Here is a 13,713-nt window from a genome sequence, read left to right as displayed (position 1 = left end):
GACCTCCTGCATCAGGGATGCCCCCGAGGCGTGTGGAGGTGTGGTGAAGGTCAGCCGCTCCACGCGACGCACGCCACGGTCCACTTCTCCTCGTCCGCGCCGAAGTCCCGCATCTTGCTGATGCCGCCATCCAGGTACGCCCGCAGCTCCACGTCCGATCCCGCGGGGAGCAGGTCGACGTACGCATCGAACTTGTCGCTCCAGACGACCTCCGAGTCGTGCGGCTCGTCGCAGTCGAGCACCGTGACATCGCTCCGCTCGTCGTACGCGGGTCCGGCGTCGAAGCAGTCGCCCCTGTCGAGGTGGTAGACCCGCGACCGCTCGCCTGGCTCGGTGTGTCCCAGCGGGTTCTCACCGGTGATCTCGGTCTGGATGGTCACCCAGGCCACGAGCGCGAGGGCGAGGGCGAAGGACGCCACTGCGGCCACGACGGGTCCCTTCACCTCGTCGATGGAACACCACGTCCGTGTCGGTTGTCTCCACCCGGACGTGTTGCGAAGCGGTCGTCCGGGCCGCCGCTTCGTCACACGTCCCGGACGGGGCTCTAGGCTTGTCCCACAATCCCCGGTTGGTCTGCCGGCAGGGCCCGCCTGACTTTGAATCAGGACTAGCGACGATGGTTCGACTCCATCCCGGGGAGCCATGAGACTCACGTACGACGACCTGCTGGCGCGGGTGCGCGACCTGGTCGCGACCACCGAGGACCGGGCGCCGGTCGTCGGGGTCAGCGGACACGGCGGGGCGGGCAAGTCGACGCTCGCCGAGCGGCTGGCGGCGGACCTGGGCCTCGCGCCCGAGCAGGTCGTCGCGACCGACGCGTTCTACGCCGTGACGTGCGGGCCGGAGGCGGGCCTGTGGGAGCAGTGCGACTGGGCGCTGCTCGAGGCGGTCGTGACGGGCGTTCGCGCGGTGCCGAAGCCGGAGCGGCTGCGCTACGGCTACCGCTGGTGGTCGGGCGAGACGGGCGTCGAGGACCACCCGATGCCGGCGGTGCTGATCGTCGAGGGCATCCGGCTGTTCAACGACCGCACGCGGGACTGGTTCGACCTGGCGGTGTGGATCGACCTCGACCCGGAGACGGCGGGGGAGCGGGCCAAGGCCCGCAACCTGCTGCAGGGCGACGACCAGGCGGAGCTGGACCTCTGGGACACCAAGTGGATCCCCGAGGGCCACGACTACGAGCGCGCGGAGCGGCCACGGGAGCGGGCCGAGGTCGTCCTCAGCGCCCCGATGTGACCGTGTCCGCGGTGACGCGGGACAGGAACGATCGGTAGTCCGAGGCCGTACGACCAGGCAGCTCGAGCATCGGCATGTGGCCGGCGTCGGGGTAGCGCACGATGCGGGCACCGGCGATGCCGTCGGCCCACACCTGCGCGGTGCTGGGATGCACGAGCCGGTCCTGCTCGCCCCACATCACCAGGGTCGGCGCGGTGATCTCGCCGAGTCGCTCGTCGAGGGTCGCGACGTCGAAGAGGTCGGTGAAGATCTCCTCGTAGTCGTCGCGGCGGGCCACGTAGTCCGTGGCGATCGCCGCACGGACGAAGCCCGGGACGTAGGGCGGACGGGCCATCGTCAGCGCGTAGAACGCCGGGAAGTCGGCCACGTCGTCGAGGAAGAACGGGTTCATGCCCTGCTCGATCAGCAGCGCGGCCTCGCTCGGCTCCGGAGACGCAACACCCACCGCGTCACTGAGCAGCAGGGAGGCGACGCGTTCGGGGTGCGCCACCGCGAGCGTCGCGGCCACGAAGCCGCCCATCGAGTTGCCGGCGACGTGGGCGCGCTTTATCCCGAGCGCGTCCATCACGGCTGCCACGCGATCGGCCTGCGCGGGCGCCGAGAAGCCGGTGCCGCTGGTGAACCCCGACGCACCGTGGCCGGCGAGCTCGGGAACGACGACCCGGTGGTCGCGCACGAGGTGCTTCGCGAACCGCATCCACACGACGCGGTCGGCGGTGTAGCCGTGCAGCAGGACGACGGCGGGCGCGTCGGCCGGGCCGCCCTCGAGCACGGCCAGGGTCGTGTCGCCGGCGTCGACGCGGCGCTCGCGCAGGCCGTACGCCCTCGCCTCGGCGCGGGTCGCGGTCGCGAGCACGCGTGCGCCGAGCGCCGTACGCCGGTTCACGAAGCGCTCCGCGAGCGGACGACGCCGGTGATGAGCCGCTGGTAGCCCGTCGGCGCGATGCGGACCATCGCGTCGAAGACCCGGGCGTCCGGCCCGATCAGCGCCCGGCGCTTGTTCTTGCGCACGGCGTCGATGATGACCGCGGCGGCCTTGTCGGGGGAGGTGATGAAGGACTTCTCGAACTCCTTGTTGGCGACCTCCGTGGGCTTGCCGGTGGCCGTGGCGACGCTGGAGTCCAACCGCGCCGACCGCGCGATGTTGGTCTTGATGCCGCCCGGGTGGATGCACGTCGCGCTCACGCACGACCGGGTGAGCTCGAGGTCCTGGCGCAGCGACTCGGTGAAGCCGCGGACGGCGTACTTGCTGGCGTTGTAACCGCTCATCAGCGGCTGGGCCGTGAGCCCGAAGACGCTGGAGATGTTGACGACGTGGCCCTCGCCGGAGGCTTCGAGGTGGGGGAGGAACGCCTTGGTGCCGTGGACGACGCCCCAGAAGTTGATGCCCATGATCCAGCGGTAGTCCTCGGTCGAGAGCGACCCGACGGTGCCGGACAGGGCGACGCCGGCGTTGTTGACGACGAGGTTGGCGCGGCCGTGGTCGGCCACCACCGCGTCTGCCCAGGCCAGCACGGCGGCCTCGTCGGCCACGTCGACGACGGCCGTGGTGACGGCGCGGGCGCGACCCTCGAGGAGGCGCTCGGTCTCGGCCAGTCCGGTCGCATCGACGTCGGAGAGCGCGAGGCGGCAGCCGTGGTCGGCGAGGCGCAGGGCGAGCGCGCGGCCGATGCCGGAGCCGGCCCCCGTGACGGCGGCGACCTTCTCATCCAGGTGCTTCATGCGGAGATCCTCTCGGGAACGGGCGTGGTGGTCGGGAGCGGCTCCAGCACGTGGTGCTCGGGCCGGAAGCGCCGGGCGAGCCGGCGGAAGGAGAACGAGAAGCCGGGGAACATCGCGACGACGCGGCCCGAGCGCGAGCGGTACCAGGACGTGCACCCGCCGTCGTGCCACACCGTCTTCGCCATCTCCTCATGGACCCAGTCGGTGTACGCCGCCTCGGCGTCGGCGCGCACCTCGATGCTGGTCGCGTCGGTGTCGAGCACGGTGCCGATCGCCCGCATCAGGTACTCCATCTGCGCCTCGATCACGAAGATCGCGCTGGTGTGGCCGATGCCGGTGTTGGGGCCCGTCACGACGAAGAAGTTGGGGAACCCGGGGACGGTCGTGCCGAGGTAGGCGCGGGGGAAGTCGTCCCAGACGTCCGCCAGTGCGACGCCGTCGCGCCCGCGGACGTCGTACGCGATGACGCCGTCGGTCGCGTCGTAGCCGGTCGAGAAGACGACGACGTCGAGGTCGAGGTGCTCACCGCTCGCGGTGACGATGCCGGTCGCGTCGAAGTGGTCGATGCCGTCGTGGCGGTCGTGGAGCGTCGCGTTGGGCGATCCCAGGGCGGGGTAGAGCGTGTCGGACAGGATGATCCGCTTGCACCCGATCGTGTAGTCGGGGGTGAGCTTCGCGCGCAGGTCGGCGTCCGGCACCTGCGCGGCGATGTGGCCGAGCGCCTCGCGCTGGGCGATGCGCTTCAGCAGCCAGCGGCTGTGCTTGAACCCGATGACCCGGGTCTCGAGCTTCCAGTAGATCGCGGTGCGCAGGGCCCGCTGCAGGGGACGCAGCCGCAGCGCGCGCCGTTGGAGCCGGGTGAAGACCCGGTCGGGGCGGGGCAGCACCCAGTGGGGGCTGCGCTGGAAGACGTGCAGCGCGTCCACCTCGGGCTGGATCGCGGGGATCACCTGCGCGGCGCTCGCGCCCGAGCCGATGACGGCCACGCGCTTGCCGGCCAGGTCGACGTCGTGGTCCCAGCCGTTGGTGTGGAAGGCGTGGCCCTCGAAGTCGTCGAGGCCGGGGAAGGGAGGTACGACGGGGGTGCTGAGCGGGCCGGAAGCGTTGACCAGGAACTGGCCACGGTGCGTCTCGCCGTCACTGGTCCGCACGTCCCAGGCCTCGCCGTCCCACTCGGCGGCCACGACCTCGGCACCGAGCACGGTGCGCTCGCGGAGCCGGTGGCGGTCGACGACGTGCTCGGTGTAGTCGCGCAGCTCGGCCTGCTCGGCGTACATCCGGGTCCAGGGGTAGGGCTCGGAGGCGATCGAGTAGAGCGGCGACGGGACGTCGACCGCGGCGCCGGGGTAGGAGTTCTGGCACCAGGTGCCGCCCATGAAGTCGCGGCGCTCGAGGATGCGGAAGTCGGTGATGCCGCGGCGCAGCAGGTTGATCGCCGTCACCTGGCCGCCGAAGCCGCTGCCGATGATCAGCACGGTCGTGGTGTCCATCGTTCCTCCAATCTGGAATCTGTTGTCATCACATTAGAGTGATGACAGTCGATTCCGCATCGGTGCGTGACGCAGGTCACGTCGACCGGGGCGACTCCAGCACGGCCGTCGCCGCCCCGGCCAGGAATCGGGCCAGCGTCTCGGCGACCTCGTCGCGCGCGGGGGAGAAGGCGGCGTTGGCCCAGGTCATCACGGTGTAGCTGACCGCTCCGACGGCCGTGGTGGCCATCAGCTCGCGGGTCACCTCGGGCACGTCCTCGGCCTCGGCCCGGCCGGCGACGACCGCGACCATGAGGTGGCCGAAGGACTGCATCCGGGCGAGGTACGCCGTCTCGACGCGGGGGCTCACGCCGAGCACCTCGAACCACACCACCCGGGCCAGGCGCGGGTCCGACTCCACGACGGACAGGAAGGCATCGAGGCCGCGGCGAGCCAGGTCCTGCACGGCGTCGCCCGGGTCGCCGAGGGCGGCGACGGCGGCCTCCTCGAGCCGGGCGGTGCACTCGTCGTACACCGCCAGCAGCAGGTCCTCGGTGGAGTCGAACTGCTCGTAGAAGTAGCGATCGCTGACCTTCGCCTCGCGGCAGAGCTGGCGCACCGTCGTCGCGCGGTAGCCCGTGGTCCCGAAGAGCTCCAGGCCGGCGTCGAGCAGCTGCCGGCGCCGACGGGCGAGGCGGTCGGTCGCCGACTCCCCGCCGTAGCTGCGCCCGCTCACGCCGCCATTCGACCACAGGGGCGCGCAGGTTTGGGCCGGCGCCGGCAGTGACAGACTGCGACCCATGGAGAACCTCACCGTCATCGTCCTCGCTGCCGGCGGCGGCACCCGCATGAAGTCGAAGACCATGAAGGTGCTCCACCCGATCGCCGGGCGCTCCATGATCGGCCACGTCCTCCGCGCCGTACAGGCCGTCGAGCCCACCGCCGTGGTCGCGGTGGTAGGCCACCAGCGCGAGCAGGTCGGCCCGCACATCATCGCGCTGCTGCCCGACGCGGTGCTGGCCGTCCAGGAGAAGCAGGAGGGCACCGGCCACGCCGTACGCATCGCGATGGAGGCGGTCGGCACCACCACCGGCACCGTCATCGTCGCCGCCGGCGACACCCCGCTGCTGGAGGGTGAGTCGCTGCTGGCGTTCGCCACCGAGCACGAGGCGGCGCAGCGCGCGGTGAGCATCCTCAGCGGGCGGGTGGCGAACCCCTTCGGCTACGGCCGGATCATCCGCAACGACGAGGGTGACGTCGAGGCGATCGTGGAGGAGAAGGAGGCGACCCCGGAGCAGCAGGCGATCGACGAGATCAACTCCGGCATCCTCGCCTTCGACGCCGAGTTCCTGGTCTCCGCGCTGCCGCGGATCACCAACGACAACGCGAAGGGCGAGTACTACCTCACCGACGCCGTCCACCTCGCTCGCCAGGACGGCCTCACCGTCGGCGCCCACCTGATCGACGACGTCGCGCAGACCGAGGGCGCCAACGACCGCGCCCAGCTCGCCGAGCTCGGCAAGGAGCTCAACCGCCGCATCGTGACCCGCTGGATGAAGGACGGCGTGACCGTCATGGACCCGGCCACCACGTGGATCGAGGCCGACGTGGTGATCGAGCCCGACGCCACGATCCTCCCCGGCACCCAGCTCCTCGGCGCGACCGTCGTGCGCGAGGACGCCGTCATCGGCCCCGACACCACGCTGAAGGACTGCGAGGTCGGCGCCGGCGCCCGCGTCGTACGCACCCACGGCGAGCTCGCCGTCATCGGTGACGGCGCGACCGTCGGCCCGTTCGCCTACCTCCGGCCCGGCACCCAGCTCGGTGTCGGCGGCAAGATCGGCACGTTCGTCGAGACCAAGAACGCCCAGATCGGCGACGGCGCCAAGGTGCCGCACCTGTCGTACGTCGGTGACGCCGAGATCGGCGAGGGCACCAACATCGGCGCCGGCACGATCTTCGCCAACTACGACGGCGTCGCCAAGCACCGCACCGTCATCGGTCGCCACGCCAAGACCGGCTCGAACAACACCTTCGTCGCGCCGGTCACGATCGGGGACGGCGCGGGCACCGCGGGCGGCACCGTCGTACGCCGCAACGTGCCGGCCGGCGCGCTCGCCGTGAGCAGCGCCCCGCAGCGCAACCTGGAGGGCTGGACGGAGTCGAAGCGGTCCGGCACCGCCCAGGGCGAGGCGGCCCGCGAGGCTCGTGAACAGCAGGAGAAGACCGAGGGGTGACCCGGGGTTGGGGATGAGCCCGTCGTGGGTGAGAATCCTGTGCAGCACCTCCGAACGAGCCACCCCCGAGGCCGACCAGCACAAGAGGAGTCGCGTCGCGTGACCGGAATGAAGCGGACGACCGAGAAGAACCTGATGGTCTTCAGTGGCCGGGCCTATCCCGAGCTCGCCGAGGAGGTCGTCGAGCTCCTCGAGTGCGGCCTCGTGCCCCAGGTCGCACGGGCCTTCGCCAACGGCGAGCTCTACGTCCGCTACGAGGAGTCCGTGCGGGGGTGCGACGCCTTCGTGATCCAGAGCCACACGGCTCCGATCAACGAGTGGATCATGGAGCACCTGATCATGGTCGACGCGCTCAAGCGCGCCTCGGCGAAGCGGATCACGGTGGTCATGCCGTTCTACGGCTACGCCCGTCAGGACAAGAAGCACCGCGGCCGCGAGCCGATCTCCGCCCGGCTGATGGCCGACCTGTTCAAGACCGCCGGCGCCGACCGGCTAATCACCGTCGACCTGCACGCCGACCAGATCCAGGGCTTCTTCGACGGCCCCGTCGACCACCTGATGGCGCTGCCGATCCTCACGGAGTACGTCAAGCGCAAGTACGGCGACCAGCAGCTCGCCGTCGTCTCCCCGGACGCCGGCCGGATCAAGGTCGCCGAGCGCTGGTCCGCCCGTCTCGGCGGTGCGCCGCTGGCCTTCATCCACAAGACCCGTCGCACCGACGTGGCCAACGAGGTCGTCGCGAACCGCGTCGTGGGTGACGTCGCCGGGAAGATCTGCATCCTCACCGACGACATGATCGACACCGGCGGCACCATCGTGAAGGCCGCCGAGGCGTGCATGGACGCCGGCGCCGCGGGCGTGATCATCGCCGCGACCCACGCGATCCTCTCCGACCCCGCCGTCGACCGGCTGAAGAACTCCACCGCGATGGAGGTCGTGGTCACCAACACGCTCCCGATCGCGCAGGACAAGCAGTTCGACAAGCTTACTGTGCTGTCGATCGCCCCGCTCCTCGGCCGCGCGATCCGCGAGGTCTTCGAGGACGGGTCGGTCACCTCGATGTTCGACGGTCACGCGTAGTCACCCTGCGAGGAACGAGCCGGGTGCCGCGTCGCGGGAGATCGAGTAGCCCCACCGCTGAGCCTGCGAAGCGATGACGGGCGTATCGAGATCCGCGTGGGATCACTCAAGCGTGACCCGAGCGCCGGAGCTCCAGCTGCTGGCGCCACCATGGCTCGGCCTGGTGGACGACGAGGGGCGGCGCGCCACCTCGGCCGCGACCTTGTGCAGCGCCTCTCAGACGTGTCGAAGTGGGTGCAGTTGCCGCCATTGAGGACGTGGGGGCGGCGGCTCCCACTCCCGGGGTAGTCCACCGGGTTCTGGTCGGTAGTCCACCGGGTTCTGGTCGGTAGTCCACCGGGTTCTGGTCGTTGCGGCAGCCTCTGGACAGCCGTATCCCGGTGGACTACCCGGAGGGGGCTGCGTCCGGGCTGCCGAGCCGCGGCCTCCGGGTGCGAACCGCTGACCACCGCGCGGATGTGCCGAGACTTCAGCCGATCCGCGCATGAGTCACCGCTTAGGCGGTGACTCCCACGCGAGTAGGCCAAGTCCTACAGCGTCCGGTCGAGGTCGTCGAGGGCGTCGTTCCAGGCTCGCGCCAGGACCGTCGGCACCTCGCCGGCCTCGAGCGCGGACGCGACGGCGGCGCGCAGCTCGCGGCGTACGGCCGGGCTGAGCGGCAGCCGCGGGAAGGCGTCGCCGATCACGTCGGCCATCGCCTGACCTGACCGGCGGGCCAGGGCAAGGCCGTCGGTGACGTAGCGGTCGAGGTAGGGCCGCAGCAGGTCGGCCTGCTCCCAGCCCCAGAACCCGGCAGCGACGGCGTCGTACTCGTGGCTGCCCAGCTCGCCACCCATCAGCCGCTCCCAGATCTCGGCCTTGGCGGCCTCGGTCGGCACCAGGGCCTGCGCAGTGAGGGCGGCGTGGTGGCCCGACACCGACTGGTCGCGCTGGGACTCGACGTCGATGTGCGAGGGGTCGCCGAGCTCGGCGAGCCGCTGGACGGCCGCCCAGCGCACGCTCGGGTCGACGTCGTCCTGGGCCAGCCAGTCGACGAGGTGGTCGCGGTCGGAGCTGAGCCGGGCCAGCACCCGTGAGGCGCCGGGCGCCAGCCGCGGGTCGCCCTCGGTCGCGCCCCGGGCGATGTCGGCGATGACCGCGAGGTGGTCGGCCACCTCGCCGGGAGCGGCGTAGCGGCGGGTGATCGCCTGGAGGTTGCGCATCACGCCCTCGAACACCAGCGGGTGCGTCTCCGGCCGCAGGTGCTGGTCGGCCAGGGCGATGAGCTCGTCGACGCCGATCACCTGCGACTCGCAGAGGTCGATCGCCGTCCACCACAGCAGGGCCCGGGTCAGCTGGGACTCCACCGACGACAGGCCGGCCGTGATCGCCGCCCACGACTGCTCGTCGGGACGGATGACGGCGAAGGTCTCGTCGCCGGAGTTGGGCACCACGACCCGGCCGGCGAACTCCTCCAGCCGGACGGGCTCGTCGCCGAGCTGCACGTCGCGGGAGCCGACGAGCCGCATCGCGTCGTCGTACGCCGACACGGTGAGGCGGTGCAGACGCGAACCCTCGCGGGTGAGGACTGGGATGTCCCCGTCCCGCGTCACGACCAGGGTGTCGAAGCCGGTCGTGCGCAGCCACGCCTCCGCCCACGCTCGTACGTCGTGCTCGGTCGCGGAGTCGAGCGAGTCGAGGAAGTCGGCCAGGTCGGCATTGCCGAAGGCGTGCGCGGTGAGGTGGCGGTTCACGCCGGCGAGGAAGTCCTCCTCGCCGAGCCAGTGGCCGAGCTGGGCGAGCGTGGCGTTGCCCTTGGCGTAGGTGATCATGTCGAAGTTCGCGAAGGCCGTGTCGACGTCGACGATCTTGTCGGTGTCCTCGGCGATCGGGTGCGTCGAGCGACGGCGGTCGGCGCGGTAGCCGGTCGGCTTGCGGGTGATCGCGGCCGACGTCCACGCATCGGTGTAGCCCGCGGCGACCCCGGCGACGTCGAAGCCCATGAAGTCGGCGAACGACTCGTTGAGCCACGAGTCCTCCCACCACTTCATCGTGACGAGGTCGCCGAACCACATGTGGGCCATCTCGTGGGCGATCGTCGAGGCCACCCATTCCTTCTCGAGCTCGGTCGGTGCGCCTTGGGTGAGGTAGGAGTCGCGGAAGACCACGCAGCCGGGGAACTCCATCGCGCCCCAGTTGAGCCCGGGCGCGAAGACCTGCTGGTAGTCGGCGTAGGGGTACTCCGGCTCGAAGATCTTGGTGTAGTGCTGGAAGCAGGAGCTGGTGATCCGCTGCAGCTCCTCGGCGTCGCGCTCCAGCTCGCGGCCCTGCGACGCCCGGGCGTGCCAGCCGAAGGGCAGGGTGCCGCCCGGTGCCGGGGCGTACGGCTCGTCCCACGTCACCGACACCCACGGGCCGCCGACGAGGGTGAAGAGGTACGACGAGAAGGGCGGGGTCTTCCCGAACGTCCAGGTGTCCGCCCCGTCACCCGACGTACGCGAGTCCAGTTGGCCGTTGGCGACGACCGTCCAGTGCGACGGCGCCGTCACCGACAGGGAGAACGTCGTCTTGATGTCGGGCTGGTCGAAACAGGGGATCACCTTCTGGGTGATGTCCATCGAGGTGTGCGCGCAGACGTAGCGCTCGCCGTCGGCGGGGTCGATCGTCTCCGTCATCCCGTCGCCGTCATGGACGTACGGCATCCGCGCGGTCACCCGGACCTCGTTGGTCTCGGCCAGGTCGGTCAGCGCGATGCGCCCGTCGGCGTAAGGCGCCGGCTGCCCGTCGAGCGTCACGTCCGTACCGCCGTTGAGCTCGAGGAAGCTCGAGGAGCCCGGCTCGGTGCAGCGGAAGGAGATCGTCGCCTCGACGCCGAAGTCCTCGGTCGAGGTGAGGTCGAGGTGGAGCACGGTGTGGACGTCGGTCAGCAGGAGGGCGCGCTCGCGCGCCTCGGGGAGCATCAGGGGCACCCGGCCACCCTAGGGGGAGGGCCGCGACCCGCTCACCCGGGATTCGACCCCACCGCCCGCCCCGGCGTAGAGTTCCCGGGTTGCCTCGGCGAGGGAGCCACGAACGAATCGGGACTCCGTGATCGACTGGGCCGGTCAGTTCCCCTGCGCCGCGCTCACGATCCGGAGCGCGGCGTTCGTCGTCTCCGGAGCGCCAGGCCCCACCGACAACGCACAGCCTGCAGAGAAACCGACTGAGGAGTACACATGTCTGCCCCCGAGAAGATCGCCACCGAGACGCGCACCGAGTTCGGCAAGGGCGCTGCCCGCCGGATCCGCCGCGACAACAAGATCCCCGCCGTCATCTACGGCCACGGCAACGACCCGATCCACGTGATCCTGCCCGGCCACCAGACGATGATGGCCCTCAAGCACGGTGGCGCCAACGCGCTCCTGGCGCTCGACCTCGACGGCACCGAGCAGCTCGCGCTGACCAAGGACGTCCAGGTCGACCCGATCCGCCGCGTCATCGAGCACCTCGACTTCGTCGCCGTCCGCCGCGGCGAGAAGGTCACCGTCGACGTCCCGATCCACGTCGTGGGCGAGGCCGGTCCGGACACGCTCGTCGTCACCGAGAACTCGGTCGTCTCCGTCGAGGCCGAGGCCACGCACATCCCGGAGTTCTTCGAGGTCTCCGTCGAGGGCGCCCCCGCCGGCACCATGATCCACGCCAAGGACCTCAACCTCCCGTCGGGCACGACGCTGCTCGCCGACGAGGAGCTCCTCATCGTCAACGTGACCGAGCAGATCTCCGCCGAGGCCCTCGAGGCCGAGCTGGAGGAGGCCGAGGCCGAGGCCGGCATCGAGCACGACGTCTCCGACGCCGAGATCGCCGACGCGCAGGTCGAGGCCGCTGCCGTGGACGCTGCCATCGAGTCCGGCGACCAGGAGTCCACTGACTCCGAGTGACCGCACCACGCTCAGCGGGCGATTCCTCGCCCTGGGGCGCACCGACCGGGCGATTCCTCGCGCTGCACCGCGAGGAATCGCCCGGTCAGCCCATTTCAGCGCGAGGAGTCGCCCGGTCACCAATGGAAGGATGTACGCCGTGAGCGACGCCCCCACCTCCGACGTCTGGCTGGTGGTCGGCCTCGGCAACCCCGGACCGGGCTATGCCGGGCACCGCCACAACATCGGCTACCTCGTCGCCGACGAGCTGGCCTCGCGGATGGGGTCGGGCTTCCGGTCGCACAAGACCGGACGCGCCGACGTCGTCGAGGGCCGGCTCGCGCTCGGCGGTCCTCGCGTCGTGCTGGCCCGCGGTCGCGGCTACATGAACGAGTCGGGCGGACCGGTCAAGGCGCTCGCGACGTTCTACAAGGTCGCCCCCGACCACATCGTCGCCATCCACGACGAGCTCGACATCGCGTTCGGCACGCTGCGGATCAAGCTCGGTGGCGGCGACAACGGCCACAACGGGCTCAAGTCGATGCGGTCCTCGCTCGGCACGGGCGACTTCTACCGCGTCCGCGCCGGGATCGGTCGCCCGCCCGGTCGTCAGGACGTCGCCGACTTCGTGCTGTCCAACTACTCCACCGTCGAGCGCAAGGAGCTGCCGTTCCAGGTCGGCGACGCGGCCGACGCGATCGAGTCGCTCATCACCGACGGCCTCGAGAAGACCCAGCAGCGCTTCAACTCGTGACCCGGGGCGTCGATAGGCTGGCGCCATGATGGATCCCACCACGCTCGACGACCACGCCTTCGCCGTCTGGGCGGCCGAGCGCGCCGGCACGGTCCTGCTCGACGTACGCGCCGGGGCCGAGGCCAACGGCCTCGAGGGCAAGGCCCTCAAGGACGCCGGCGATGCCGCCGCGCAGGCCGAGCTCGACCGGATCCTGACCCAGCACCGGCCCGGCGACTCCGTGCTCTCCGAGGAGGCCGCCGACGACAAGTCGCGCCTCACCGCCCGCCGCGTCTGGATCATCGACCCGCTCGACGGCACCCGTGAGTTCTCCGAGCCGCCGCGCGACGACTGGGCCGTCCACGTCGCGCTGTGGGAGGACGGCGACCTCGTCGCCGGCGCCGTCGCGCAGCCCGCCCTCGGCGAGACCTTCAGCACCGGCCGGCCCAGCGTGCTGCCCGCGCGTACGTCGACGCGTCCGCGCATCGCCGTCTCGCGCAGCCGCCCGCCCGCGTTCGTCGAGGCGCTGGCCGCCGAGCTCGACGCCGAGCTCGTGCCGATGGGCAGCGCCGGCGTCAAGGTGATGAGCGTGGTGCGCGACGTCGCCGACGCGTACGTCCACGCCGGCGGCCAGTACCAGTGGGACAACGCGGCCCCTGTCGTAGTGGCCCGCGCCGCTGGCCTCTACTGCAGCCGCGTCGACGGCTCGCCGATCGTCTACAACGAGGACGACACGTCGCTGCCCGACCTCATCGTGTGCCGGCCCGAGCTGGCCGAGGCGATCGTCGACTTCGTACGCCGCCACGGCACGGTCTGACCGACAATTCGGCTTGCGGCCACGCGCAGACCTTGCCAGCGTGGCGCCATGACCTCCTTCATCGCTCACACCACCGTCGACTGCCGCAACGCCTACGAGCTCTCCGAGTGGTGGAAGGCGCTGCTCGGCTACGTCGACATCGACGGTGACCCCAACGAGCCGGGGCACGAGGAGTGCCTGATCCGCGACCCGGAGTCGGGTCATCGCATCCTCTTCATCGAGGTGCCCGACGAGGAGCTCCCCGCCAAGCGGATCCACTTCGACGTACGCCCCCGCGAGGGCAGTCGCGACGAGGAGCTCGAGCGGGTGCTCGCCCTGGGCGCGCGCCAGGTCGGCGACATGCGCGGGAAGTACGGCCCCGGTACCGGCTGGGTGGTCCTGGCCGACCCGGAGGGCAACGAGTTCTGCATCCTCAGGTCGCTGGACGAGGTGCACGCCGGCCCGCCGCCGCCGGCCTGACCGGACTTCTAGGTGTGATGCCCAGCCAGGTTGTCCAACCTGGTGATGGGTGCCTGCTTCCCGATTGCTGAGTGGGGCCGGTGGT

At 71.0% G+C, this 13,713-nt stretch carries 13 protein-coding genes and 1 tRNA gene; 8 read left to right on the top strand and 6 right to left on the bottom strand.

Annotation, left to right across the window (positions count from 1 at the left end; genetic code table 11):
- Window positions 1-50 precede the first annotated feature (50 nt).
- Window positions 51-443 carry a hypothetical protein gene (locus EUA94_RS12790; RefSeq protein WP_129427272.1) on the bottom strand — a complete coding sequence of 131 codons (393 nt, stop codon included), beginning with the start codon at window positions 441-443 and terminating at the stop codon, window positions 51-53.
- Window positions 444-561: 118 nt separating this feature from the next.
- On the opposite strand from EUA94_RS12790, the gene EUA94_RS12785 reads away from it, so the two are divergent.
- Window positions 562-643: transfer RNA gene (locus EUA94_RS12785), tRNA-Gln, on the top strand.
- Window positions 643-1,236, top strand: a complete 594-nt coding sequence (locus EUA94_RS12780; RefSeq protein ID WP_129427271.1) for a nucleoside/nucleotide kinase family protein — start codon at window positions 643-645, stop codon at window positions 1,234-1,236. Before EUA94_RS12785 ends, EUA94_RS12780 begins: the two co-directional genes overlap by 1 nt.
- Here EUA94_RS12780 and EUA94_RS12775 read toward each other — a convergent pair.
- The 4 genes from EUA94_RS12775 to EUA94_RS12760 all read right to left on the bottom strand — a co-directional run bounded on the left by EUA94_RS12775 (window position 1,220) and on the right by EUA94_RS12760 (window position 5,163).
- Window positions 1,220-2,122, bottom strand: coding sequence for an alpha/beta fold hydrolase (locus EUA94_RS12775; RefSeq protein WP_129427270.1), 903 nt, complete (start codon window positions 2,120-2,122; stop codon window positions 1,220-1,222). The genes EUA94_RS12780 and EUA94_RS12775 overlap by 17 nt on opposite strands.
- Entirely contained in the window at window positions 2,119-2,958 is an 840-nt protein-coding gene (locus tag EUA94_RS12770) for an SDR family NAD(P)-dependent oxidoreductase (protein ID WP_129427269.1), read from the bottom strand. Before EUA94_RS12770 ends, EUA94_RS12775 begins: the two co-directional genes overlap by 4 nt.
- Entirely contained in the window at window positions 2,955-4,448 is a 1,494-nt protein-coding gene (locus EUA94_RS12765) for a flavin-containing monooxygenase (RefSeq protein ID WP_129427268.1), read from the bottom strand. Before EUA94_RS12765 ends, EUA94_RS12770 begins: the two co-directional genes overlap by 4 nt.
- A 76-nt stretch (window positions 4,449-4,524) precedes the next feature.
- Window positions 4,525-5,163 (bottom strand): TetR/AcrR family transcriptional regulator, encoded by a 639-nt coding sequence (locus tag EUA94_RS12760; protein ID WP_165356883.1) that lies wholly within the window; start codon window positions 5,161-5,163, stop codon window positions 4,525-4,527.
- Window positions 5,164-5,227: 64 nt separating this feature from the next.
- Between EUA94_RS12760 and glmU the strand changes: the two genes are divergently transcribed.
- Together glmU and EUA94_RS12750 are read left to right on the top strand one after the other, a co-directional pair.
- The gene (gene glmU, locus EUA94_RS12755; RefSeq protein WP_129427266.1) at window positions 5,228-6,664 is read left to right on the top strand and encodes a bifunctional UDP-N-acetylglucosamine diphosphorylase/glucosamine-1-phosphate N-acetyltransferase GlmU; all 1,437 of its coding nucleotides are present in this window, start codon (window positions 5,228-5,230) and stop codon (window positions 6,662-6,664) included.
- Between the two features lie 108 nt (window positions 6,665-6,772).
- Window positions 6,773-7,744 carry a ribose-phosphate diphosphokinase gene (locus EUA94_RS12750; RefSeq protein ID WP_129427375.1) on the top strand — a complete coding sequence of 324 codons (972 nt, stop codon included), beginning with the start codon at window positions 6,773-6,775 and terminating at the stop codon, window positions 7,742-7,744.
- 530 nt (window positions 7,745-8,274) lie between these two features.
- Here the strand turns inward: EUA94_RS12750 and pepN are convergent.
- Window positions 8,275-10,683 (bottom strand): aminopeptidase N, encoded by a 2,409-nt coding sequence (gene pepN, locus EUA94_RS12745; RefSeq protein ID WP_242494858.1) that lies wholly within the window; start codon window positions 10,681-10,683, stop codon window positions 8,275-8,277.
- Between the two features lie 255 nt (window positions 10,684-10,938).
- Here pepN and EUA94_RS12740 point away from each other — a divergent pair, with 255 nt between their 5' ends.
- From EUA94_RS12740 to EUA94_RS12725, 4 genes are all read left to right on the top strand, one after another.
- Window positions 10,939-11,640 (top strand): 50S ribosomal protein L25/general stress protein Ctc, encoded by a 702-nt coding sequence (locus EUA94_RS12740; RefSeq protein WP_129427264.1) that lies wholly within the window; start codon window positions 10,939-10,941, stop codon window positions 11,638-11,640.
- A 139-nt stretch (window positions 11,641-11,779) separates the two neighbouring features.
- Window positions 11,780-12,373 (top strand): aminoacyl-tRNA hydrolase, encoded by a 594-nt coding sequence (gene pth / locus EUA94_RS12735; protein ID WP_207210533.1) that lies wholly within the window; start codon window positions 11,780-11,782, stop codon window positions 12,371-12,373.
- A 25-nt stretch (window positions 12,374-12,398) separates the two neighbouring features.
- Window positions 12,399-13,169, top strand: coding sequence for a 3'(2'),5'-bisphosphate nucleotidase CysQ (locus tag EUA94_RS12730; protein ID WP_129427262.1), 771 nt, complete (start codon window positions 12,399-12,401; stop codon window positions 13,167-13,169).
- A gap of 48 nt (window positions 13,170-13,217) precedes the next feature.
- Complete coding sequence (locus EUA94_RS12725) at window positions 13,218-13,628, top strand: VOC family protein (RefSeq protein ID WP_129427261.1); 411 nt, start codon at window positions 13,218-13,220, stop codon at window positions 13,626-13,628.
- Window positions 13,629-13,713: the final 85 nt, after the last annotated feature.

It is taken from the genome of Nocardioides zhouii, assembly GCF_004137345.1.
Lineage (GTDB): Bacteria > Actinomycetota > Actinomycetes > Propionibacteriales > Nocardioidaceae > Nocardioides > Nocardioides zhouii.
The sequence above is the reverse complement of the archived record's forward strand: the minus strand, read 5'-3'. Positions and strand labels throughout refer to the sequence as shown.